Below are 22958 nucleotides of genomic sequence, written 5' to 3' on the forward strand. Positions count from 1 at the left end.
GGACTGAAGGCCCCCAGAAGGGCCCGCGCACGTCTCGACGAGGAGAAACATGGGGACGAGAACCCGCATCGTGAGCGGCGTGATGGCCATCGGCCTCGGTTTGACCGCCTGCAGCGCGGGCGCCGGCGGCGCTTCGCCGCAGGGCGGAGCGGCGCAGGCCAAGGACACCGTGACCGTCGCCCTGCGCACGCCGAACTGGATCCTGCCGATCTCGGCCCCCGGATTCACCCAGGGCGAGAACGACATCTTCTCCACCGCCCTGTACCGCAAGCTCTACAGCTTCCAGCTCGACGGCAGCTCCGAGGACAACATCAACACCACGCGGTCGCTGGCCGAGCCGCCCGTGGTCAGCAACAAGGGCAAGACGCTGACCATCACGCTCAAGGACGACACCTGGTCCGACGGCAAGCCGATCACCACCAAGGACGTGCGGTTCTGGTGGGACCTCGTCACCGCCAACAAGGACAAGTGGGCCTCCTACCGGCCCGGCGGCTTCCCCGACAACGTCGCCGAGTTCAAGGTCAAGGACGACAAGACCTTCTCCATCACCACCAAGAAGGCCTACAACGCCGCCTGGTTCGTCGGCAACCAGCTCAACCGCATCGTCCCCCTCCCCCAGCACGCCTGGGACAAGGGCGACCCCAAGAAGACGTTCGACGAGCTGACCGCCGCCTCCAAGGACCCCAAGTCCTACGCCACCAACCCGCTGTGGAAGACCACCAGCGGCCCCTTCAAGCTGGAGAGCTACGTGCCCAGCGGCGAGGTGGTGCTGGCCAAGCAGGACGCCTACTCCGGACCCGACAAGCCGAAGATCAACAAGATCGTGCTGCGCCCGTTCACCGGCGACGACGCCGAGTTCAACGTGCTGCGCGCCGGCGACATCGACTACGGCTACATCCCGCCGGCCAACCTGTCGCAGAAGTCGTACCTGGAGTCCAAGGGGTACAAGGTCGCCCCCTGGTACGGGTGGTCGATCACGTACCTGCAGCTGAACTTCAACAACCCCAAGACGGGCCCGCTGTTCAAGCAGCTCTACCTGCGCCAGGCGCTGCAGATGCTCATCGACCAGCCGACGATCAGCAAGGTCATCTGGGCCGGCATGGCGCAGCCGACCTGCGGCCCGGTCCCGGCCAAGCAGGGCACGCCGCCCGGCCAGGGCTGCGTCTACCCGTTCGACCCGGCCAAGGCCAAGCAGCTGCTGGAGAGCCACGGCTGGAAGGTCGTCCCCGACGGGCAGACCACCTGCGCCGACCCGTCGCTGTGCGGTGAGGGCATCGCCAAGGACACCCCGCTGAGCTTCACCGTCACCAGCCAGTCCGGCTTCTCCGCGACCACCAAGATGTTCGCCGAGATCAAGTCGCAGATGGCCAAGGTCGGCGTGCAGCTGACGATCAAGGAGGTGCCCGACTCCGTCGCGGTCACCCCCGCCTGCAAGCCGGAGGAGTCCAAGTGCGACTGGGACATGTCGTTCTTCGGCTCCCAGGGCAGCTGGTACTACCCGGCCTTCGCCTCCGGCGAGCGGCTCTTCCAGACCGACGCCCCCGTCAACCTCGGCAGCTACAGCAACCCCGAAGCCGACGAGCTCATCGAGAAGGCGCAGTTCTCCGCCGACGCCGGCGCCCTCCAGGAGTACAACGACTTCCTGGCCAAGGACCTGCCGGTGCTGTGGATGCCCAACCCCGTCTACCAGATCTCGGCGTACAAGTCGGAGCTGCAGGGCGTCGAGCCGCAGGACCCGATGAACCTCATGTACTTCCAAGACTGGTCCTGGAAGAGCTGACCCTTGGCCCGGTACCTCCTCACCCGCCTGGGCCAGGCCCTGGTCATCGTGATCCTGGTGACGCTGATCACGTTCGTGATCCTGCACCTGCTCCCGGGAGGCGCGGCCAGGGCCATCCTGGGCAAGGAAGCGACGCTCGAGCAGATCGCGGCCTTCAACCACGAGATGGGGTACGACCGGCCGCTGTGGCAGCAGTACGCGATGTACCTGCAGCGGCTGGTCACCGGCGACCTCGGCTACTCCTTCCAGCTCAACCAGTCGGTGGCCGAGGCCATCGGGCAGCGGCTGCCCAAGACCATGCTGCTGTCGCTGGCCTCGACCCTGCTGGCGGTCGTGGTGGCCATTCCGCTCGGCGTGGTGCAGGCCGTGCGGCGCAACCGCTGGCCCGACTACACCATCAACGGGCTGTCGCTGCTGGCCTACGCCACCCCGATCTTCTTCATGGGCCTCATGATGATCATCCTGTTCTCCCAGGTGTGGCCGCTGCTGCCGCCTGAGGCGCCGCAGGGCTTCACGCTGGCGGAGATGCTGGCCGAGCCCGAGGGGCTGGTGCTGCCGACGGTCACGCTGGCGATCCTCACCGTCGCGGTCTACTCCCGCTACGTGCGCTCGTCCATGGTCGACAACCTGAACGAGAACTACGTACGCACGGCCCGCAGCAAGGGCCTTTCGGAAACCCGCGTGATCGTCGGCCACACCCTGCGCAACGGCCTGTTCCCCGTCATCACACTGCTCGGCATGTACCTGCCGGCGCTGTTCAGCGGCGCCCTGGTCGTCGAGCGGCTGTTCAACTACCCCGGCATGGGGCTGCTGTTCTGGCAGGCGGCGCTCAAGCGGGACTACCCGATCCTGCTCGGCGTCACGCTGCTGATCTCGGTGGCCACCGTGGTGGGCGCGCTGATCGCCGACGTGCTCTACGCCGCGGTCGACCCGCGCGTCCGGCTCAAGGCAGGCCGCTCATGACCGCGATCCCCCACGAGGACGAGGCACCCGTCCGCGGCATGTGGCGCCAGGGCCTGGAGGTCTTCTGCGAGAACCGGCTGGCCCTGGTGGGCGTGGGCCTGTTCGTGGTGCTGGCCGCCTTCAGCTTCCTCGGGCCGCTGTTCTACCAGACCGACCAGGTGCACACCGACCTGACCAAGGTGTTCCTCACCCCGGGCACCGACGGGCATCCGCTCGGCACCGACGGCGTCGGCTACGACCAGCTCGGCCGGCTCATGCTGGGCGGGCAGACGTCCATCGTGGTCGGCCTGGCGGCGGGCCTGCTGGCCACGGTCGTCGGCACCGTCTGGGGCGCGGTCGCCGGTTTCGCCGGCGGCTGGGTGGACGCGGTCATGATGCGCGTGGTCGACGCGTTCATGTCGATCCCGGCGCTGTTCCTGTTCATGCTCATGGCCTCGATCGTCACGCCGACCGTGCCGATGCTCATCGTCATCATCGGCGCCTTCGCCTGGCTCGGCCCCGCCCGGCTGGTGCGCGGCGAGGCGCTGACGCTGCGCACCCGCGAGTACGTCATGGCGATGCGCGGCATGGGCGGCACCGGCGGGCGCGCGGTGCGCCGGCACATCATCCCCAACGCCATCGGCACCGTGATCGTCAACGCCACCTTCCAGGTGGCCGACGCCATCCTGTACGTGGCCTACCTGTCCTTCCTCGGCCTGGGCGTGCCGCCACCCGCGGCGAACTGGGGCGGCATGCTGTCGGACGGACTGTCGGACACCTTCAGCGGCCACTGGTGGCTGCTGTACCCGCCGGGCATCGCCATCATCCTCATCGTCCTCGCCTTCAACTTCATCGGCGACGGCCTGAGGGACGTCTTCGAGGTCCGCCTCCGGCGGCGTTGACAGGAGTTTTCCGTACCATGGGGCACCCCACCAGCGGGCCGCTGCTGCGGCTGCGCGACCTCAGCACCGACATCGCGCTGCGGCGCGGCACCGTGCACGCGCTCGATCGCGTCAACCTCGAGGTCGGCCAGGGCGAGACGCTCGGCATCGTGGGCGAGTCGGGCAGCGGCAAGACCATGACCGTGCTGTCGATCATGGGGCTGCTGCCCACCGGCGGCTCGGTCGTCGGCGGCGAGATCCTCTTCGACGGCCGCGACCTGCGCACGATGCAGCCGGCCGAGCTGCGCCGGGTGCGCGGCGTGGAGATGGGCATGGTCTTCCAGGACCCGCTCACCTCGCTCAACCCCACCATGCGCATCGGCGCGCAGGTGGCCGAGCCGCTGCGCGTGCACCAGAAGGTCGGCAAGGCCGAGGCGCGCGAGCGGGCGATCGAGATCCTGCGCCGGGTCGGCATGCCGCGCCCTGACAAGATCGTCGATGACTATCCGCACCAGCTCTCCGGCGGCATGCGCCAGCGCGTGGTCATCGCCATGGCGCTCATCCGCTCCCCGCGCCTGCTCATCGCCGACGAGCCCACCACGGCCCTGGACGTCACCACCCAGCGCCAGATCCTCGAGCTCATCGACGACCTGCGCGAGGAGTTCAAGATGGCGGTCATCCTGGTCACCCACGACCTCGGGGTGATCGCCGGCCGCGCCGACCGGGTCGCCGTCATGTACGCGGGCCGCGTCGTGGAGACCGCCACCACCGCCGAGCTGTTCCGCGCGCCCAAGCACCGCTACACCGAGGCGCTCATGCGGGCACTGCCGGAGTCTGCCGCCGACGGCGGCGGCCGCCTCTACAGCATCCCCGGCCTGCCGCCCGACCTGTCACGCCCGCTGACCGGCTGCCGGTTCGCGCCGCGCTGCCGCTTCGCCACCGACGAGTGCCGCACCGGCGACATCGAGCTGGTCCCGGCCGGCGACGGGCACGCCTTCGCCTGCCTGCATCCGGTCACCGAGCCGGTCGTGCTCGCCCCGCCCACCGGGCGCGAGCAGTCCGCCGCCTCCGCCGCCGAGCCGATCCTCAGCGTGCGCGACCTGGTCAAGGAGTACGAGGCGGGCGGCGCGGGGCTGCGCAGGGCCAAGGGCAGGGTCAGCGCCGTGGCCGGGGTGTCGTTCGACGTCGTGCCCGGCGAGACGCTCGGCATCGTGGGCGAGTCCGGCTGCGGCAAGTCCACCGTCGGCCGCCTCGTCGCCGGGCTCGAACCGGCCACCAGCGGCAGGATCGTGGTGGACGGCACCGACATCGCCACCCTCGACCGGCGCGCCCGCCACCGCATGCACCGCCAGGTGCAGCTGATGTTCCAGGACAGCTACGCGGCGATGAACCCGCGCATGCGCATCGACGCGATACTCACCGAGCCGCTGGAGATTCAGGGGGTGGGCGACGCCGCCTCGCGGCGGGCCCGGGTGAGCGAGCTGCTCGACCAGGTCGGGCTGCCGCGGCGGGCGCTGGAGCGCTACCCGCACGAGTTCTCCGGCGGCCAGCTCCAGCGCATCGGGCTGGCCAGGTCGCTGGCGCTCAACCCGCGGCTCATCGTGGCCGACGAGCCGGTCAGCGCGCTGGATGTGTCGGTGCAGGCGCAGGTGCTCAACCTCATGCGGGACCTGCAGGGCGAGCTGGGCCTGTCGTACGTGTTCATCAGCCACGACCTGTCGGTCGTCGACTACATGGCCGACAGGATCGGCGTGATGTACCTCGGCAAGATGGTGGAGATCGGCCCCGCGCACCAGGTCGTGCGCGCGCCGCGCCACCCGTACACGCAGGCGCTGCTCGACGCCGTGCCGTCGCCGGACCCCGATCACGTGCCGAGCCCCGACACCACCATCAAGGGCGAGCTGCCGAGCGCGCTCAACCCGCCGACCGGCTGCCGCTTCCGCACCCGCTGCCCGCTGGCGCAGGACATCTGCGCGACCGAGCCGCCGCTGCAAGGCGGGAAGCACCAGGTCGCCTGCCACTTCCCGCTGCGCGGGGAACCGGGCCAGGCCGAAGCGGCCGCTCCCCTGCGGGTGTAACGGGAGCAACCGGCTCAAAGCCGCGCTGTAGCGGATGTGACGGGAGCAACCGGTTCAAGCGCCGCGCTGTAGCGAGTGTGACGGGAGCGACCGTTTCAGGCAGCTCTTCAGCGGGTGTGACGGGAGCAACCGGCTCAGGCAGCTCTTCAGCGGGCTCAATACGAGTAACCGGTTCAGGCCGCGCTTTTGCCGGCGTAGCCGGATCAGGCGGAGCCGGCCCGGTTCCCCGCAGAGCCGGGGCGCGCTTCCGCGGGCCTAACCGCCCGAGGGGCCGGCCACGCCCTTGCGGGCGTGGTGGGGCCAGGGCCGGGAGGCGGAGCGCTCGACGTCGCCGTTGAAGCGCCGCAGATAGGCGGCGAAGGCGGCGACGTCGTCGTCCGGCCAGCCGGCCAGCACCTCGCGCAGCCCGTCGAGGTTCCTGGCCTGCTCGCCGTCCAGGAATCGCTCGCCCGCGGGGGTGAGGCGGAACTTGCGGGCGATGCCGCCGTCGGGGTCGGCGATGCGCTCCGCGAGCCCTTCGCGCAGCAGGGCCGCGGTGTGCCGGTTGAGCGTGGAGACGTCGAGGCCGAGCGCCGTGCTGAGCTGCCCGATGGACATCGGGCCTTCCCTCCGGATCCGGCTGAGCAGGACGTACGCGCTGCGGTCGAGGTGGCGGTGCCGGCCGAGCCGCATGGTCTCGTACTCGACGGCGGCCAGGGAGTCCGTGGGCTCGTCCATGCCAGTCCTTCTCCCAACCATGGGTGCGGGTCAGCATATCTTCCACAGAAATGTGCAGCACCCACAATGTGTGCATTTAACACGTTATGTGTATGGTGCACATCGCTTTCAAGATAGACGTGACGTGAACACCATCGGGGGGGAACCGCGTGGAAGAAGAGCCCAGCCAACCCGCCGCCCGCGACGGCCGCCACGGCATCGTCACCGTGATGGCCGTCGCCGGCATCGTCGCCTCACTCACCCAGACCCTCGTCGTCCCGCTCATCGGCCGCCTGCCGGAGATGCTGCACGCGAGCGCGTCCGACACCTCCTGGGTGATCACCGTGACCCTGCTGGCCGGCGCCGTCACCACCCCGGTCATGGGACGGCTCGGCGACCTGTACGGCAAGCGCCGCATGATGCTCGTCTGCGCCGTGCCGCTGGTCCTCGGCTGTGTCACCTGCGCGCTGGCCGGCTCGCTCGCCCCCATGATCGCCGGACGCGGCCTGCAGGGCATGGGCATGGGCCTGATCCCGCTCGGCATCAGCGCCCTGCGCGAGGTCCTGCCGCCCGACCGGCTCGGCTCGGCCATCGCGCTCATGAGCTCCTCCCTGGGCATCGGCGGCGCGCTCGGCCTGCCGCTCGCCGCCGCCGTCGCCGAGTACGCGAGCTGGCGCGTGCTCTTCTGGGCCACGGCCGCGCTCGGGCTGCTGGTGGCCGCGCTCATCCGGCTGCTGGTGCCGTACACACCGGCCTCGGCGCACGGCCGCGTGGACGTCGCCGGCGCGCTCGGCCTCGGCGCCGGGCTGATCTGCCTGCTCCTCGGCGTCTCCAAGGGCGCCGACTGGGGCTTCGGCAGCGCGCCCACACTCGGGCTGCTGGCCGCCGCCGCGCTGCTGCTGCCGCTGTGGGGCTGGTGGGAGCTGCGCACCCGCGACCCGCTGGTGGACCTGCGCGTCACCGCCCGCCCGCAGGTGCTGGTGACGAACGTCGCCTCGATCGTGGTCGGCTTCGCCATGTACGCCCAGTCGCTGATCGTCATCCAGATCCTGCAGCTTCCCGCCGCCACCGGCTACGGCCTGGGCCAGTCGATGCTGGCCGCCGGTCTGTGGATGGCGCCCTCCGGCCTCATGATGATGATCGTCTCGCCGGTCGGCGCCCGCCTGTCGGCCGCGCGCGGCCCCAAGGTCACGCTCATCACCGGCAGCCTCGTCATGGCGCTCGGCTACGGCCTGTCGGTGGTCCTGCTCGGCTCCACCTGGGGGCTGCTCGTCATCAGCTGCGTGTGCAGCATCGGCGTCGGCTTCGCGTACGGCTCGATGCCCGCACTCATCATGGGCGCGGTGCCGCGCTCCGAGACCGGCGCGGCCAACAGCTTCAACACGCTGATGCGCTCCATCGGCACCACCGTCTCGGCCGCCGTGGTCGGGGTCGTGCTCTCGCACCTCACCATCGACTTCGGCGGGCATCCGCTGCCGTCGCAGGACGGCTTCCATACCGGCATGCTCATCGGCTGCGGCGCGGCCCTCGCCGCCGCGCTCATCACGATGGCGCTGCCGGGGCGCGGCGGCCCGCCCCGCCGCGTGATCGTCGCCACCGACCCCGCGCCCGCCACCGAGTCCTGACACCGGGCCGGGCGCGCCCCGGTCCCGCGCCACTCGGCCCGGCACGGCTCACTCCGGCCCGGCCGACTTCGGCCCGGCTCACTCGGGCAGCGTGAAGACGAAGCGGTGCTCGCCGGTCGCCACCCTGGCCGACAGCCGCACCCGGTGCACGGTCTCCGGCTCGCCGTCGTGGCCGCGTACCTCCAGCTCGTCGGCCTCCGCCCGCCACCCGTCCGGCACCTGGAGCGTGACCGGGCCCCACGCGACGCTGCCCTCGCCGAGCACCGGACGGCGGCGCGAGACGAACAGCTCGGCCACCAGCGCGTCCGGCGTGGTGAAGCCGAAGGCGTCGGTCAGCTCCAGCCCGCCGGGCCGCCACCGGAACGTGCGGGTCAGCCGCTCCAGGCAGGGCACCTCGTACGCGGCGGTGAGGTCCAGCGCGAACGTCACCGCGTCACCGGAGGCGGCGTGCTCGATCACCTCGGCGCGCCGCTCCCGCCCCGGCACCTGTCCCTGCCCCTCGACCAGCGGCACCGAGTGCCACTCCGCCGACGCCTGCGGCACCAGGTAGCGGCCCTCGCGGAAGTAGTCGCGGGTGTACTCGGGCGCGCCCAGGTCGTCCAGCAGCGTCTCGCCGCGCACGTGCAGCACGAACGTGCCGACGTCGAGGTGGTTGTGCGGCTCGTCGTTGTGCCCGCCTTTGGCCGCGAACGCCGACCGGCCCGCCCTGGCCACCACGATCCCCGCGTCCGGCAGGTACGAGTGCGGCTCCGGCTCGGCGGGCGGCTCCTCCCGGGTCCACCACAACGTGCGCGACAGGTGCGCCCACCGGTAGCAGGCGTCGTCGTGGAACGACGGCTCGCCCCGCCGCACCGGCAGCGGCACGCCGAGCCGCTCCGACAGCCGCGACAGCAGCCCCGCCGGGTACGCGCCGCGCGCCTGCGCGTCGGCGAACGCCGGCCTGGTGCCGTCGCCGAGGTCCACCCGGGCCGGGTAGGCGGCCATCTCCCGTACGTGCGGATCGTCGAGCAGGTCCTCGCCGGTGTGCTCGCGCAGCGCTTCGGCGAAGTAGACGAAGTACCCGAAGCCGTACGCCCAGTAGTCCGGGCCCTCCAGGCAGGCGCCGTCGGCCCCCGTACCGGACAAGAACGCCTTCATCGCGCCCTTCAGCCGCGTCACCACGTGACCGGCGTCCAGCGCGAGCGCCGCCGCGCCCGCCGCGCCCGCGCACACCGCCGACCAGTTGTGCCGGGCCGACTCCCACCACATCGTCCGCTCGGCGAGCGGCGCGAAGACCCGCCGCTCCACCTCCTCGCGCACCCGGTCGCGCACCCGCGCGTCCACGTGCCCGCCCAGCAGGCGCACGCCCTCCGCCAGCGTCTGCGCCGTCTCGGCGGCGAACAGGTCCACGAACGCGTTGGGGTCGCCGCCCTCCGGCTCGTGCGCGGGCAGCACCCACGAGCGCTCGTCGCACACCGACCACAGCAGGTCGTCCAGCGCCGGGTCGGGACGATCGTCCAGGTGGGCGGCCAGCAGCAGCGCGGCGAGCCGGCGGCGCCGCTCGAAGTAGGCGCCCTCGTACGCCAGCCGGTCGCCGGTGTCGGCGAAGCGGCGCCACAGCGAGAAGGTCAGCTCGGGAGCCGGGGTCGCGCGTGCCCGTTCGGCCTCCTCGTGAATCTCGCGGACCAGACGGGTCAACGTGTCGGCAGGCATGCGGTCGATGCGCTCCTTCCAGCAGGGCGTCCCGCGATTCTCCCAGAACCCCGCACACCGCTCATCGCCGGGCACCCCGCCCGACCGGCGGAAAATCTCCTCGCGGCGGGCCCACCGCCCCGGCTAGATTCAGCAACGTGTCGCAACCCCTCGAGGTCGCGTGCGACGAGTCCGGCGCGGAGGGCGAGAAACTCGTCGGCGGCAACAGCAGCGTCTTCGCGCACGCCAGCGTGCTCATGGACCGCGACACGGCCGCCGCCTGCGTCGCCGAGCTGCGCGAACGGGCGCCCACCCCCGCCACCGAATACCGCGCCGGCCACGTCCTGCGTGACAAGCACCGCGCCGCCCTGCTCTGGCTGCTCGGCCCCGGCGGCCCGGTGCTCGGCCACGTGCGCGTCTTCCTCACCGACAAGACCTTCTACATCGTCGGCAAGGTCGCCGGCCTGCTGCAGGACGACCACACCCCGCGCATCGGCCTCGACCCGCGCGCCAGAGCCGCCGCCGTCACCCTCTACCGCGAGGGCCCCCGCGCCTTCGGCCCCGGCCTGTGGGCCGCCTTCCTCGACTCCTTCAACTATCTGCTGCGCGCCAAGAACGGCCACGGCATCACCATCTCGGTCGCCGACGCGTACCTGCTGGTCGAGGAGATGCGCGCGGCCGGCGGCCCCGCGGGCGAGGTCATGCGCGCGCTGTGGCGGGCCCGCGACCGGGTCGAGGAGTTCAGGGAACGCCTGCTCGCCGACCCCTACGTCTTCCCCGCGCTCGACCCGCTCATCCCCGCCATCGCCGCGGCCGTCACCTCCTGGGGCGACGGCCGCGGCCCCGTCGTCGTCGTGCACGACCGCCAGACCACGCTGACCGACGAGCGGATCGATCAGATGCGGCGGATCCTCGGCGGCCGCATGGCCGGGCTGCGCCTCATCAACTCCGAGCTGGACGAGCGCCTGCAGGTCGCCGACGTGCTGGCGGGCGTCGCCCGCAGGGCCGCGGCCCACGAGCTCGACGGCCGCCCCGACCGCGAGCTGACCGAGCTGCTGCGCCCCTACGTCGACCCCGCCTCCATCTGGGCCGGCGAGCACGGCCCGTTCGCCTGACCCGCGCGAACGCCCAGGTCAAAGGGCGGTCAACACTCCCACCCCCACACGATCGCCACCAAACGTGACGTTAGAGTGACGTAGTGTGAACGAGACTAAGCATGTGGAAATATCGTGGCCCAGCCTCGGCATCACCGTGGCCGCCGAACTCGACCAGCGCAACCCCTCGCTCGCCCAGGCCCTGTGGGACGCGCTGCCCTACCGCAGCCTCCAAGGACACGCCCTGGTCGCCGGGTACCACCTGTACCACGTCGCCCCGGTCCACGCCCTGCTACACACCGCCGCCGAGTACAAGGTGGACCGCCGTACGGTGCCCGACGGCACCCTGTTCTGCTCGCGCCTGCAGCACCTCGGCATCAAGTACGGCGAGCTCACCGAGCCCATGACCGCCACCCCGATCGGCCAGGTCGTCGAAGAGGACCTCGACGCCCTCGTCCACGCCGGCCGCGAGGTGTGGAGGTCCGTCTACACCACCAAGGAACCCGTCATCGCCGAGGTCCGCCGCGCCGGCGAGAGCGGCGGCCACGTCCTGCCCCGCCTGCCCGTCGGCGACCCCGAGCTCAACCAGCTCGCCAAGGAAGTGCACGCCGAGACCGAACGCATCTGGCTCGACCCGCCCAGAGAGCTGCTCGACCTGCACGAAGGCCGCATCCCGTCCGGCGCGGGCAGCTACGAGACCGTCCTGACGACGCTGCTGTTCGTCAACGGCGAGACCCGCCCGCTCGGCTACAGCTGCTACGGCGGCCTCGTCCGCGCCGCGCTCGACGGCATGCCCATGCCGTGGCTGCGCCAGATGACCCGCCAGCTCGCCCACACGCCCGCCGAGTTCCTCGGCTACTGCGGCCTCGACCGCCTGTGGGACTTCACCCAGCGCCTGCTGGACGGCCTCGAACGCCTCGACAGCCACGAGGACTACATCGCGATCATGGCCCACATGGCCCTGTACTGCAACTGCCTCGGCGGCTGGAACCTGCACCTGTTCCCGTGGGAGGCCGGCGACCACCTGCGCAGACTGCAGGTGCCGGCATGAGCGCCGGATCGCGGGCGGTGGTGATCGGCGGCGGCGTCATCGGCCTGTCGGCCGCCTACCACCTCGCCGAGGCCGGCGTCGAGGTCACCCTGCTGGAGCGCGGCGCGCTCGGCTCCGGCGCCTCCCGCGCCACCGCCGACGTCGTACGCTCCTACTTCGCCGGCAACCCGGTCAGCTCCGCGCTCGCCGTCCGCAGCCTCGCCGCCTACCACGCCTTCCCGGAACGGCCCGGCATCGAGCTGCCGCTGCGCCAGGTCGGCTACCTGGTGCTGTTCACCCAGCCCGAGCAGGTCGCCGCCTTCGAAGCCGACCTGCCCGCCCAGCAGGCCGCCGGCGTGAACGTCGGCCTCATCAGCGCCGACGAGGCACGGCAGCGCAACCCGCTCATCGGGGACCTGCCGCTGCAGGCCGCCGCCTACTCGCCCGACGCCTTCATCTCCGACACCACGGCCATCGTCAACGCCTACGCCGTGGCCGCGGAGAAGGCGGGCGCCACGCTGCGCACCGGCTGCCCGGTCACCGCCATCGACATCGAGGCGGGCCGCGTCCAGACCGCAGAAGGCGAGATCTCCGCCGACGCCGTCGTCTGCGCCGCGGGCGCCTGGTCGGCCGCGCTCGTCCGCTGCGCCGGCGTGGACCTGCCGCTCACCGAGCCCATCGAGCAGGAGCTGCTCACCACCGACCCGCTCCCGCCCGGCACGCCCGACATCCCGGTCACCCTGCACGCCGCCAGCGGCCTGCTCGTCCGCGTGCGCGAGGGCCGGCTGCTCATCGGCATGGGCTATCCGGGATCCGACCGCGAGTCCTGGCGCCGCGACGTCGCCGCCCGGCTCGCCGAGACGTACCCGAGCCTGGCCGGGCTGGCCCTGCACACCGCCGTCACCGGGCTGCGCGACGCCAGCCCCGACAAGACCGCCTTCATCGGCCACCAGCCGGGCCCCGCCGGCCTTCCTGTACGCCACCGGCTTCTCCGGCCACGGCCTGTGCAACGCGCCCGCCGCCGGAGAGCTGGTCCGCGACCTCTACCTCGGCCGAGACCCCGGTATGGACGTCACCGCGCTCGCGGTGAGCCCACGACGAACGGGATGACCATGACCGACGACCGTTTCATCCTCGACCCGGCCACCCGCGACATCCACGGCGACAACGAGCGCCTGCGCGCCGCGGGACCGCTCGTGCCCGTCATCGCCGAAGGCGTGCCGGTCTGGGCCGCCGCCCGGTACGCCACCGTCATGACCGTCCTCACGCACCCGGACATGTCACGCGAGCTGCGCCACTGGTCCGGCCGCGACGCGCTGAAGCCCGGCACCGCCATCGACCGCATCGTCACCGACACCTCGATGCTCAACGCCGAAGGCGAGCGCCACCGCCGGCTGCGCATGCCGCTCACCGCCGCGTTCTCGCAGCGCCGGCTGAACGCCCTGCGCCCGCGCATCGAGGAGCTCACCGGCCGGCTCATCGATCACCTCGTCGAGCAGCCGCCCGACGAGCCGGTCGACCTGCGGGCCGAGTTCGCCTACCCGCTGCCGCGCGAGGTCATCTCCGAGCTGATCGGCATCCCGCCCGAGCACCAGGACGAGCTGCACCGGCTCACCGACGCCGTCGCCCAGGTCGGCGACCTGGAAGACTCGCCCGGCCTGCGCAAGGAGCTGCGCGAACTGCTCGACCAGATCATCGACGAGCGCCGCGGCACACCGGGAGAGGACCTCATCACCGACCTGTTCCGGCTGCACGAGAAGGACGGCGGGCGGCTGTCGGAGGACGAGCTGTTCGCCACCATCGAGCTGCTGTTCATCGCCGGGCACGTCACCACCGTCAACCTCATCACCAACGCCATCGGCGCCCTGCTCACCCGGCCCGGCCAGCTCGATCTGCTGCGGTCGGGGCAGTGCCCGTACAGCGCCGCCGTCGAGGAGACGCTGCGCTGGGACTCGCCCATCGCGTACTTCCCGATGCGCTACGCCGTCCAAGACGTCGAGATCGACGGCGTACGGCTGCGCGCGGGGGAGCCCGTACTGGCCTGCTTCGCCTCCACCGGACGCGACCCCGACCAGTTCGGACCCGACGCCGGCACCTTCGACATCACCCGGCCGCCGGCCCAGCACCTCGCCTTCGGGCACGGGCCGCACTTCTGCCTCGGCGCGCCGCTGGCCAGGCTCGAAGGCGAGATCGCGCTGCGCGCGCTGTTCTCCGCCTTCCCCGGCATGCGGCTCGCCAGGCCCGTCGAGGAGCTGCCGCCGCTGGACACGCTGCTCGGCAACAGCACCCGCGCCATGCCGGTCCTGCTCGGCCCGCGCGCGACCTGACCCGGCACCACCCGGCACCATCCATCAAGGGCCGCCTCGCGCGGCCCGCCCCCGGGTACGCACGCCGCCCCCGCGCGTTCTACGCTCCATGAACGATGATTGGAGCCAACGCCGTGCCACGACCCGACCTGCCACCGGCCACCGCACCCATGCGCCTGGCCACCACCATCCGCCCCTACGACTGGGGCTCGGTCACCGCCCTGCCGCGCCTGTTCGGCACGGAGCCGACCGGCGAACCGCAGGCCGAACTCTGGATGGGCGCGCACCCCGGCGCCCCCTCGACCGTCGGCGACGTCCCGCTGGGCGAGCTGATCGCCCATGACCCCGCCGCCACGCTCGGCGACCCGGTCGCCGCCCGCTTCGGCGGCGAGCTGCCCTACCTGCTCAAGGTCCTGGCCATTGAGCGCCCGCTCTCCCTCCAGGTCCACCCCACCACCGAGCAGGCGCAGGCCGGCTTCGCCGCCGAGAACGCGCGCGGGATCCCGCTCGACGACCGCACCCGCACGTACAAGGACGCCTCGCACAAGCCCGAGATGGTGTGCGCGCTCACCCCCTTCCACGGCCTGTGCGGCTTCCGCGACCCCGCCGCGACGGCCGCCCTGCTCGACCGGCTCGGTGTGGCCGGGCTGCGTCCCTGGATCGACGCGCTCACCGGCGGCGAGCCCGGCCAGGCGCTGCGCGAGGTGTTCGCGGCCATGCTGGACGACGCCGCCGGCCCGCTGCGCGCCGAGGTCGAGCGCGCCCTGCTGAAGGTCTCCCCCGACGCCGAAGACGAGCTGGCCCCCTACGCCGGCATCGCCAGGGACTACCCCGGCGACCCGGGCATCGCGGCCGCGCTCCTGCTCAACCACGTCGACCTCGCCCCCGGCCAGGCCCTCTACCTCGGCGCCGGCGTCCCCCACGCCTACCTCGGCGGCATCGGCGTGGAGATCATGGCCAACTCCGACAACGTGCTGCGCTGCGGCCTGACCTCCAAGCACGTGGACGTGCCCGAGCTGATGCGCGTCGTGGACTTCGCGCCGACGGCTCCGCACCTGGTCGAGCCGGCGCAGGACGCGCCCGGCGCGTACGCCTACCGGCCGCCGGCCCCGAGTTCGCGCTCACCCGCCACGAGCTGACCGGCGAGTCCGGCCATGAGCTGCCCGGTGGGGTGCCGCAGATCGTGCTGTGCGTGGAGGGCGAGGCGCGGCTCGGCGACGAGCTGGTGCTGCGGCCGGGTGAGTCGGCGTTCGTGCCGGCCGCCGTCCCCTCGGTGACGCTGTCGGGCAAGGGGACGGCGTACCGCGCCGAGCCCGGCGCCTTTACAAAGTAGATCGCAAGCGGCGGAGCTTCAGCACGTTGTCCCTGCGGGTGCCCTGCTCACCGCCGTGGCCGGTGTGAGGGCGGTCGAACTCCTCCTCGGTGAGGATCTCCCACTCGCCCTCGGCCGGCTCCAGCGACTCGTACACCTCGCGTGTGGTCGGGAAGTGCACGTCAGGCAGCGGGTTCTCCGCGCAGCTCGGCCAGCCGGCGTGCCCGGCCACCAGCAGCACCCCGCCGGGGGCGACGGCCGCGGCGGCGGCGCGCAGGATCTTCTCGCGCGGCAGGTCCTGCGGCGAGTGCAGGTAGCAGGCGGTGACCAGGTCGTACGTCCCTTCGGGGAACGACTGGCCGAGGTCGTGCTGCTGCCAGTCGATCCTGCCCGCCACCCCGGCGCGTTCGGCGAGCTCGGCCGCCCGGCGCAGCGCGACCCCCGACACGTCGGCCGCGGTGACCCGCCAGCCGCGCCCGGCCAGCCACACCGCGTCGCCGCCCTCGCCGCTGCCCAGGTCGAGCGCCCGTCCGGGCGGCAGGTCGCGCACCTCGCGGACGAGCACCGCGTTCGGCTCGCCGCTCCAGAGGCGCTCCTTCTCCGAGTAGCGGGCGTCCCACAGCTCCTCGGGGGTGAGCGCCGCCTCCGCGACGCCCGGGGCGGCCCTGCGGGCGGCGACGAGGGCGCGGGTCTCCTCCTCGATGAGGTCGGCGTTGATCGCGGCCCCGGCCTTCACGCCCGCCGCCGCCGACCCGATGACCTGCTCGGTGGGGCTGGTGATGTTCCCCGCCGCCCACACGCCCGGCACCGAGGTCTTCCCCGTCGGATCGACCGGCACGTACGTGCCGACCACGTGGCCGCCCATCTCCATCTCGGCCGTCTCCAGCCCGAGCCGGGCGAGAGCCCCGACGTTCGCGGTCACCCTGGTGGCCACGGTGAGCGCCTGGCGACGGTATTCGCGGCCGCCGGCCATCCTGACGCCGCCGAGCCGCCCGTCCTCGATCATCAGCTCGGCCACCTCACCCTCGACCACGGTGACACCGCGCGCGTCGAGCCGCTCGCGCTGCTCGCCGGTCGGCTCGGGCATGGTGTGCGTGAAGAGCATCACGTCGGCGCTCCACTGCCGCCACAGCAGCGCCTGGTGCACGGCGAGCGGGCTCGTGCCGAGCACGCCGATGGCCTGGTCGCGCACCTCCCAGCCGTGGCAGTACGGGCAGTGCAGCACGTCCTTGCCCCACCGCTCGGCCAGGCCGGGCAGCGGCGGCAGCTCGTCGGTCGATCCGGTGGCGACCAGCAGCCTGGCCGCCTCCACGGCACCGCCGTCGTCCAGCGTGAGGCGGAAACGCCCGTCCGCGAGCCGCTCGGCGGCCGTGACGGTGCCGGTCGCGAACCGCCCGCCGTATCCGGCCACCTCCTCGCGACCGGCCGCCACCAGGTCGCGCGGCGGCGTGCCCTCGCGCCCGAGGTAGACGTGCACGCCCTCGGCGGGGGCGTTGCGCGGCCGCCCCGCATCGATCACCAGCACGCTGCGGCGGGCCCGGCTCAGCGCCAGCGCCCCGCTCAGTCCCGCGGCCCCGCCGCCGATCACCACCACGTCGTATGTCGTCGCGTTCATGTCGCGCCTTTCTTTTGTCCCGATGCGCGCAACTGTGCGGCCCCCACAGGCGAGTTGGCAAAATTCTTTGCCGAAATGGCAAGCTGGGTGCATGGAACTCGACGAGGTGCTCCAGTCAGTAGGCCCCCGGCTGAGGGCGCTGCGCCAGGAACGCGGCTTCACCCTGGCCCAGCTCGGCAAGAGCACCGGCATCTCGGTCAGCACGCTGTCGCGGCTGGAGTCCGGCGGCCGCAAGCCCACGCTCGAGCTGCTGCTGCTCCTCGCCAGGGCCTACCAGGTGCAGCTCGACGAGCTCATCGACGCGCCCGTGACCGGCGATCCGCGCGTCCACATGCGGCCGATCAAGCGCCACGGCATGACGTACATCCCGCTCAGCCGCCGCGCGGGCGGGCTGCAGGCGTACAAGCAGATCATCCCGCCCCGCTACCCGGGCTATGAGCCCGAGCAGCAGGTGCACGAGGGCTATGAATGGGTGTACGTGCTGTCGGGGCGGCTGCGGCTGCTGCTCGGGCGGCACGACACGACGCTGCTGCCCGGGGAGGCGGCCGAGTTCGACACGCGGACGCCGCACGCGTTCACCAACCCCGGCGACGAGCCGTCCGAGGTGCTGGCGCTGTTCGGGCCGCAGGGCGAGCGCATGCACGTACGGGCGCGTCCCGCCCGCCGCCAGGACTGACCGCCCGGCTCATCCCCTTCTCTCCCCCTTCAGCCTGCGCAGCAGGGGCGATGTCCACGCGGAGTCCCGGCGGCGGGGCGGGGAAGGATTTAAAGTCCGTGCAGGGGGTGCTCGATGAGGCTGGTGATCGACGGGGTGACGCGACTCGTACGGCGCTACCGGCTGGACGGCAACCCGCTGCGCCGGCGTACCGACCGGTGGGAGAGCGCGGGACTGGCGGTGGCGATGCTGCTGATCCTGCTCGCCCTGTGGCCGGCGACGGCGGCGGCCCGTCAGGCGTACGAGGGCGCGCAGGCCGCGGGCGCCGACCGCCGGCAGGTGCGGGCGACGCTGCTGGCCGACACGCCGGTGACCGCGCTGTCGTTCGGCGAGGTGGGCGGCGGCGGGATGGTGGCCGCCGGCTGGACCGCGCCGTCCGGCCGCCGCCACACCGGCAAGGTGTCCGTGCTCTCCCCTGCCAAGGCCGGCTCGCAGCTCACGATCTGGATCGACGGCGCCGGCCGACCGGCCCCGCCGCCGCCCAGCGAGGCCGAGCTGCGCATCACGGCGGCGGCGACGGCCCTGATGATCCTCGGCGTGGCCGCCTGCCTCGTGCTGTGCACGTTCGCGATCTTCCGCCACGCCCTCGACCGCGTACGGCTGCGCGAGTGGGCGGTCGCCTGGTCGCTGGCCGACGATCACTGGCGCCACCGCCCCTCCTGACCGTTATGATCACCGTTTCATGAGCGCACCGCCCACGCTGTCCACCACGCTGATCCCCGCCGCCCGGGTGCTGCTGCGCCCGGCGCGGGAGGCCGACCGGGCGGGCATCGTCGAGATCATGACCGATCCGGAGGTCCGCACCTACCTCGGCGGCCCCCGTCCCCGCGCGAAGGTGGAGTCGTTCCTCGACGCCCACGGCGTGGCCGCCGCCACCGGGCCGGGGAGCTACGTCGTCGCCGACCCGGAGACCGACCGCTTCCTCGGCACCCTCACCCTCGACCGCCGCGACCCGGAGCGCCCGGGACACGTGACCGAGGCGGGGTGGGAGCTGGAGTTGAGCTACGTGCTGCGCCGCTTCGTCTGGGGCGCCGGGCCGGCCTGCGAGGCTGCGACGGCGGCGCTGCGCGCCGCGGCGGCCGAGCTGCCGGACCGGCCGGTGCTGGTGGTGACGCAGACGGCGAACGAGCGGTCGCTGCGGCTGGCGTCCCGGCTCGGGTTCGAAACGGCCGGGACGTTCGAGGAGTTCGGCGCCCAGCAGACGCTCGCCGTCGCGGCGCTGGGCGAGTGGGCCTGAGTCAGTTCAGCGCCGAGTGCCGGCGGCTGTAGGTGAAGTAGATGATCAGGCCGATGACGAACCAGACGGCGAAGCGGAGCCAGGTGAGCGGGTCCAGGAACGTGATCAGCCAGATCGAGAAGAGCACCCCGATGGCCGGCACGACGGGCATGCCGGGCATGTGGAATGTGCGCGGCAGATCGGGCTGCCGGTAGCGCAGCACGATCACCGCCGCGCACACCACCACGAACGCCAGCAGGATCCCGATGTTGGTCAGCTCGGCCGCCTCCCTGATGGGCAGGAACCCGGCGATCACCGCCGAGGCGGCGCCGACGATCCAGGTGACGCGGGTGGGCACCCGCCGCACCGGGTGCAGCTTGGCGAACCAGGCGGGCAGCAGCCCGTCGCGGCTCATCGCGAACCAGACACGGGTGACGCCGAGCATGAACGTGAACATGACGGTGAGGATGCCGACGATCGCGCCGGCCGCGATGAGCGAGGCGAGCCCGGACAGCCCGACCGAGGCGAACGCCGAGGAGAAGCCGCTCTCCGGGTCGATCTCCCGGTAGTTCTGCATGCCGGTGAGCACCAGGGTGGCCAGCACGTACAGCACCATCGCGATGATCAGCGAGTAGATGATCGCCTTGGGCATGTGGCGCTGGGCGTCGCGCGACTCCTCGGCGGCGGTGCTCATGGCGTCGTAGCCGAAGACCGCGAAGAACACCGTGGCCGCGCCGGTGATGGCGCCGCTGATGCCGAACGGGAAGAACGGCGTGTAGTTGGCGGTGTTGATGTGGAAGAACCCGACGACGATGACGAGCAGCACGACCGCGACCTTGACCCCCACCACGAACGTCTCGAACCTGGCGGCGGCGCGGATGCCGAGGTTCAGCAGGAACGCGATGAGCAGGCACAGCAGTGCCGCGAACAGGTCGACGACGTGCCCCTCGCCTGTGCCCGGCGCGCCGAGCATCCAGGGCGGCAGGGTCATGCCGAGGTTCTGCACGAGGAAGCCGAAGTAGCCGGAGATGCCGATGCCGACGACCGCGACGATGGCGGTGTACTCCAGCAGCAGGTCCCACCCGATGAACCACCCGACGATCTCGCCGAGCACCGCGTAACCGTAGGTGTAGGCGGAGCCGGCCTTCGGGATGAGGCCGGCGAACTCGGCGTACGAGAGCGCGGCGGCGGCGCTGGCCACGCCCGCGATGAGGAACGACACCAGCACGGCGGGCCCGGCCGTCTCGTGGGCGACGGCCCCGGCCAGGGCGAAGATGCCGGCCCCGATGATGCCGCCGACGCCGATGGCGGTGAGCTGCCACAGGCCGAGCGTCCTGGCCAGCTCCCCCTCGTGCTCGGTGGCGATCTGCTCAACCGGCTTGCGCCGGAACACGCTAGCGGAATCGACCATGACACCCCCCAAGGCCGTCGTCGGCTCCGTGGAGGCGACCTTCCCTTCTGGCGGCTCCCTAACCTGCGGCGCGCCGCCTGAGCACGTTCTTCTGGATCTTTCCTGTCGAGGTCTTGGGCAGATCGCCGAAGTAGACGGCCTTCGGCGCCTTGTAGTGGGCGAGGCGGGCGCGTACGTACGCGATCAGCTCGGCCTCGATCAGCTCGGCCTCGATCAGCTCGGCCTCGCCGGCGCTCGCTCCCGGCGCGAGCGTGACGTAGGCCACGGGCACCTCGCCCCAGTGGTCGTCGGGGCGGGCGACGACGGCGGCCTCCTGCACGGCGGGGTGCGCGGTCAGGACGTTCTCCACCTCGACGGAGGCGATGTTCTCGCCGCCGGAGAAGATGACGTCCTTGGCGCGGTCGACGAGCCGCACGTAGCCGTCGGGGTGCACCACGCCCAGGTCCCCGGTACGGAACCAGCCGTCGGGCGCGGCCTTCTCCGTGGCGGCGGGGTCGCGGTGGTAGCCGAGCATGACGTCGTTGCCGCGTACCGCGATCTCGCCCACCGTGGCGCCGTCGGCGGGCACGTCGCCGCCGTCCTCGGCCACGACGCGCAAGGGCTGGGCGATGACGTTGCCGACGCCCTGGCGGGCGGCGAGCGCGGCGTACTCGTCGGCGTCCAGGCCCTTCCACTCGGGCTGCGGCTGGCAGATCACGGCGGGCCCGTACGTCTCGGTGAGCCCGTACAGGTGGATGACGTCGATCCCGGCCCTGAGCGCGCGGCGCAGCAGAGCGGGGCTCGGCGGCGCGCCGCCCACGCAGGCCAGCGGGCGCGGGTCGAGCTCCTCGTCGGGTGCGTCGGGATGGGCGAGCAGCGAGGTGAGCACGGTCGGCGCACCGCACAGATGGGTGACGCGGTGGGCGCGCACCAGCCGCCACGCCTCGCCCGGATCGACCTTGGGCAGGCACACGTGCCGGGCCCCGGCCAGCGTGACCGCCCAGGGGAAGCACCAGCCGTGGCAGTGGAACATCGGCAGCGTCCACAGGTAGCTGCTCGCCGCCTCCAGCCTGGTGTGCAGGGCCATGGCGAGGGCCTGGAGGTAGGCGCCGCGGTGGTGGTAGACGACGCCTTTGGGGCGTCCCGTGGTGCCGCTGGTGTAGTTGATCGACAGCGGGGACCGCTCGTCGGCGACGGGCACGTGGAGCGGCTGTGAGCCCGCGACCAGGCTCTCGTACGCGGTGCCCGAGACCAGGCGGGGCGCCGCCGTGCTCTGCCCGGCGGCCGCCTTGGCCAGGCCGGCCAGCTCGTCGTCGTGCAGCAGCAGCGACACTTCGGCGTGGTCGAGGATGTAGGCGAGCTCGCCGGCGGACAGGCGGATGTTCAGCGGCACCATGACGGCGCCCGCGGCGGGGACGCCGAACGTGGACTCCAGCAGCAGGTGGCCGTTGAGCGCCAGCACGCGACCCGGTCGCCCGGGCCGATGCCGGACTCGGCCAGCCCGCCGGCCAGCCGCTGCACGCGCTGCCACAGTTCGGCGTAGGTCAGCTCCAGGTCGCCGTCCACGACGGCCAGGCGGTGGCCGAAGACGGCGGCGGAGCGCTGGAGGAAGCTCGTGGGGGTCAGGGGCTCGTACGACAGAACGGACATCCGGCCCTCCTGCGCCGTGGTTTCGGGACGCACGATGATCGTCGCACGGTCTTCGCCGCGAGAGTAGGCCGGGGCAGGTGCGCCCGCGCCGGGTCGCTAACATCCGTGCCCGGACGACGACGATGAAAGGCGCACACGTGAGCGAGCACCCCCTGTGGCCGGCGGGCGGCGAGGCCACCATCACCGCGTTCCCCGTACGCGCGCGGCGGCCGGCGCCGGCCGTCGTGGTGTTCCCCGGCGGCGGCTACCACCACCTGGCCGACCATGAGGGCGCCCCGGTGGCCCGGTGGCTGAACGGGCTCGGCGTGGCCGCGTACGTGCTGCGCTACCGCCTCGCCCCGCACCGCCATCCGCTGCCGCTGCTCGACGCCGCCAGGGCGGTGCGGTGGGTGCGTCACCACGCGGGCGCGCACGGCGTGGACCCGGCGCGGGTGGGGGTGCTCGGCTTCTCGGCGGGCGGCCATCTGGCGGGGCTGCTGGCCACCGAACCGGGCCCGGCGCTGCCCGAGGGCCCGCGTGACGAGATCGACCGGGCCGACCCGCGGCCGGGCCTGGCCGTGCTCTGCTATCCGGTGGCGGAGCTGGACGGCCACCGCGGCTCGGCCGAGAACCTGCTCGGCCCCGGCGCGCCCGCGTCGCTGCGCGCCGAGCTGTCGCTGACCTCCCGGGTGTCGGCCGATACGCCGCCCATGTTCCTGTGGCACACGGCCGACGACGAGTCCGTGCCGGTGCCGGGCACGTACGCCCTGGCCGCCGAGCTGGCCCGTCACGGGGTCGCCCACGAGGTGCACGTCTATCCGAGCGGCAAGCACGGCATCGGCCTGGCCGAGGAGAACCCGGTGGCGGCCGACTGGACCGCCCGCTGCGCCGCGTTCCTGCGCGGCCAGGGGTGGTAGAACCGTCCCCGGGCTTCCCGTGAACGGGCTCGTCCAAGGGTGGCGAGCCCGTGACATCGAT

Annotated in this window: 19 protein-coding genes and 1 pseudogene; 14 read left to right on the top strand and 6 right to left on the bottom strand. The window is 72.5% G+C overall.

Annotation, left to right across the window (positions count from 1 at the left end):
- Positions 1 to 49: 49 nt before the first annotated feature.
- Genes WBK31_RS17735 through WBK31_RS17750 form a run of 4 tightly spaced genes read left to right on the top strand, consistent with a single transcriptional unit; the run spans position 50 to position 5681 of the window.
- Entirely contained in the window at positions 50 to 1780 is a 1731-nt protein-coding gene (locus WBK31_RS17735) for a peptide ABC transporter substrate-binding protein (RefSeq protein WP_378788509.1), read from the top strand.
- Positions 1781 to 1783: 3 nt separating this feature from the next.
- Positions 1784 to 2743, top strand: coding sequence for an ABC transporter permease (locus WBK31_RS17740; protein ID WP_364052433.1), 960 nt, complete (start codon positions 1784 to 1786; stop codon positions 2741 to 2743).
- On the top strand, positions 2740 to 3624 hold the full coding sequence (locus WBK31_RS17745; protein WP_364052436.1) for an ABC transporter permease: 885 nt from the start codon (positions 2740 to 2742) through the stop codon (positions 3622 to 3624). Before WBK31_RS17740 ends, WBK31_RS17745 begins: the two co-directional genes overlap by 4 nt.
- Positions 3625 to 3641: 17 nt before the next feature.
- Positions 3642 to 5681 carry a dipeptide ABC transporter ATP-binding protein gene (locus WBK31_RS17750; RefSeq protein ID WP_378788508.1) on the top strand — a complete coding sequence of 680 codons (2040 nt, stop codon included), beginning with the start codon at positions 3642 to 3644 and terminating at the stop codon, positions 5679 to 5681.
- A 255-nt stretch (positions 5682 to 5936) separates the two neighbouring features.
- Here WBK31_RS17750 and WBK31_RS17755 read toward each other — a convergent pair whose 3' ends face one another.
- Positions 5937 to 6398: a MarR family transcriptional regulator gene (locus WBK31_RS17755; protein WP_364052442.1), complete on the bottom strand. Its 462-nt coding sequence runs from the start codon at positions 6396 to 6398 to the stop codon at positions 5937 to 5939.
- 149 nt (positions 6399 to 6547) lie between these two features.
- On the opposite strand from WBK31_RS17755, the gene WBK31_RS17760 reads away from it, so the two are divergent.
- Positions 6548 to 8002, top strand: coding sequence for an MFS transporter (locus WBK31_RS17760; RefSeq protein ID WP_406675256.1), 1455 nt, complete (start codon positions 6548 to 6550; stop codon positions 8000 to 8002).
- Positions 8003 to 8080: 78 nt separating this feature from the next.
- Here WBK31_RS17760 and WBK31_RS17765 read toward each other — a convergent pair whose 3' ends face one another.
- Positions 8081 to 9694 (bottom strand): heparinase II/III family protein, encoded by a 1614-nt coding sequence (locus tag WBK31_RS17765; protein ID WP_364052448.1) that lies wholly within the window; start codon positions 9692 to 9694, stop codon positions 8081 to 8083.
- 137 nt (positions 9695 to 9831) lie between these two features.
- Here WBK31_RS17765 and WBK31_RS17770 point away from each other — a divergent pair, with 137 nt between their 5' ends.
- The 5 genes from WBK31_RS17770 to WBK31_RS17790 all read left to right on the top strand — a co-directional run bounded on the left by WBK31_RS17770 (position 9832) and on the right by WBK31_RS17790 (position 15436).
- Positions 9832 to 10788, top strand: a complete 957-nt coding sequence (locus WBK31_RS17770; RefSeq protein WP_364052451.1) for a hypothetical protein — start codon at positions 9832 to 9834, stop codon at positions 10786 to 10788.
- A gap of 103 nt (positions 10789 to 10891) precedes the next feature.
- Positions 10892 to 11818, top strand: coding sequence for a hypothetical protein (locus tag WBK31_RS17775; protein WP_378788501.1), 927 nt, complete (start codon positions 10892 to 10894; stop codon positions 11816 to 11818).
- Positions 11815 to 14124, top strand: a complete 2310-nt coding sequence (locus tag WBK31_RS17780) for an FAD-dependent oxidoreductase (protein ID WP_406675257.1) — start codon at positions 11815 to 11817, stop codon at positions 14122 to 14124. The genes WBK31_RS17775 and WBK31_RS17780 overlap by 4 nt, the downstream gene beginning before the upstream one ends.
- Positions 14125 to 14237: 113 nt before the next feature.
- Complete coding sequence (manA, locus tag WBK31_RS17785; RefSeq protein ID WP_406675258.1) at positions 14238 to 15242, top strand: mannose-6-phosphate isomerase, class I; 1005 nt, start codon at positions 14238 to 14240, stop codon at positions 15240 to 15242.
- A 32-nt stretch (positions 15243 to 15274) separates the two neighbouring features.
- Positions 15275 to 15436, top strand: coding sequence for a hypothetical protein (locus WBK31_RS17790; protein ID WP_378788495.1), 162 nt, complete (start codon positions 15275 to 15277; stop codon positions 15434 to 15436).
- On the opposite strand, the gene WBK31_RS17795 is transcribed toward WBK31_RS17790, so the two are convergent.
- Complete coding sequence (locus WBK31_RS17795) at positions 15426 to 17030, bottom strand: FAD-dependent oxidoreductase (protein ID WP_364052465.1); 1605 nt, start codon at positions 17028 to 17030, stop codon at positions 15426 to 15428. The genes WBK31_RS17790 and WBK31_RS17795 overlap by 11 nt on opposite strands.
- 91 nt (positions 17031 to 17121) lie before the next feature.
- Here WBK31_RS17795 and WBK31_RS17800 point away from each other — a divergent pair, with 91 nt between their 5' ends.
- The 3 genes from WBK31_RS17800 to WBK31_RS17810 all read left to right on the top strand — a co-directional run bounded on the left by WBK31_RS17800 (position 17122) and on the right by WBK31_RS17810 (position 18982).
- Positions 17122 to 17706, top strand: coding sequence for a helix-turn-helix domain-containing protein (locus WBK31_RS17800; RefSeq protein ID WP_406675259.1), 585 nt, complete (start codon positions 17122 to 17124; stop codon positions 17704 to 17706).
- A gap of 114 nt (positions 17707 to 17820) precedes the next feature.
- Positions 17821 to 18408 carry a hypothetical protein gene (locus tag WBK31_RS17805; protein WP_364052471.1) on the top strand — a complete coding sequence of 196 codons (588 nt, stop codon included), beginning with the start codon at positions 17821 to 17823 and terminating at the stop codon, positions 18406 to 18408.
- A gap of 19 nt (positions 18409 to 18427) precedes the next feature.
- Complete coding sequence (locus tag WBK31_RS17810) at positions 18428 to 18982, top strand: GNAT family N-acetyltransferase (RefSeq protein WP_364052474.1); 555 nt, start codon at positions 18428 to 18430, stop codon at positions 18980 to 18982.
- Between the two features lies 1 nt (position 18983).
- On the opposite strand, the gene WBK31_RS17815 is transcribed toward WBK31_RS17810, so the two are convergent.
- From WBK31_RS17815 to WBK31_RS17825, 3 genes and pseudogenes are all read right to left on the bottom strand, one after another.
- Positions 18984 to 20372, bottom strand: a complete 1389-nt coding sequence (locus WBK31_RS17815) for an amino acid permease (RefSeq protein ID WP_378788492.1) — start codon at positions 20370 to 20372, stop codon at positions 18984 to 18986.
- Between the two features lie 58 nt (positions 20373 to 20430).
- On the bottom strand, positions 20431 to 20886 hold the full coding sequence (locus WBK31_RS17820) for an AMP-binding enzyme (RefSeq protein WP_406675506.1): 456 nt from the start codon (positions 20884 to 20886) through the stop codon (positions 20431 to 20433).
- Positions 20887 to 20931: 45 nt separating this feature from the next.
- A pseudogene (locus WBK31_RS17825) lies at positions 20932 to 22001 on the bottom strand (AMP-binding protein); the annotation flags it as partial.
- 137 nt (positions 22002 to 22138) lie between these two features.
- On the opposite strand from WBK31_RS17825, the gene WBK31_RS17830 reads away from it, so the two are divergent.
- Positions 22139 to 22897: an alpha/beta hydrolase gene (locus WBK31_RS17830; RefSeq protein WP_364052483.1), complete on the top strand. Its 759-nt coding sequence runs from the start codon at positions 22139 to 22141 to the stop codon at positions 22895 to 22897.
- Positions 22898 to 22958: the final 61 nt, after the last annotated feature.

Origin of the sequence: Nonomuraea sp. N2-4H (assembly GCF_045291505.1) — a bacterium.
Taxonomy (GTDB): domain Bacteria; phylum Actinomycetota; class Actinomycetes; order Streptosporangiales; family Streptosporangiaceae; genus Nonomuraea; species Nonomuraea fastidiosa.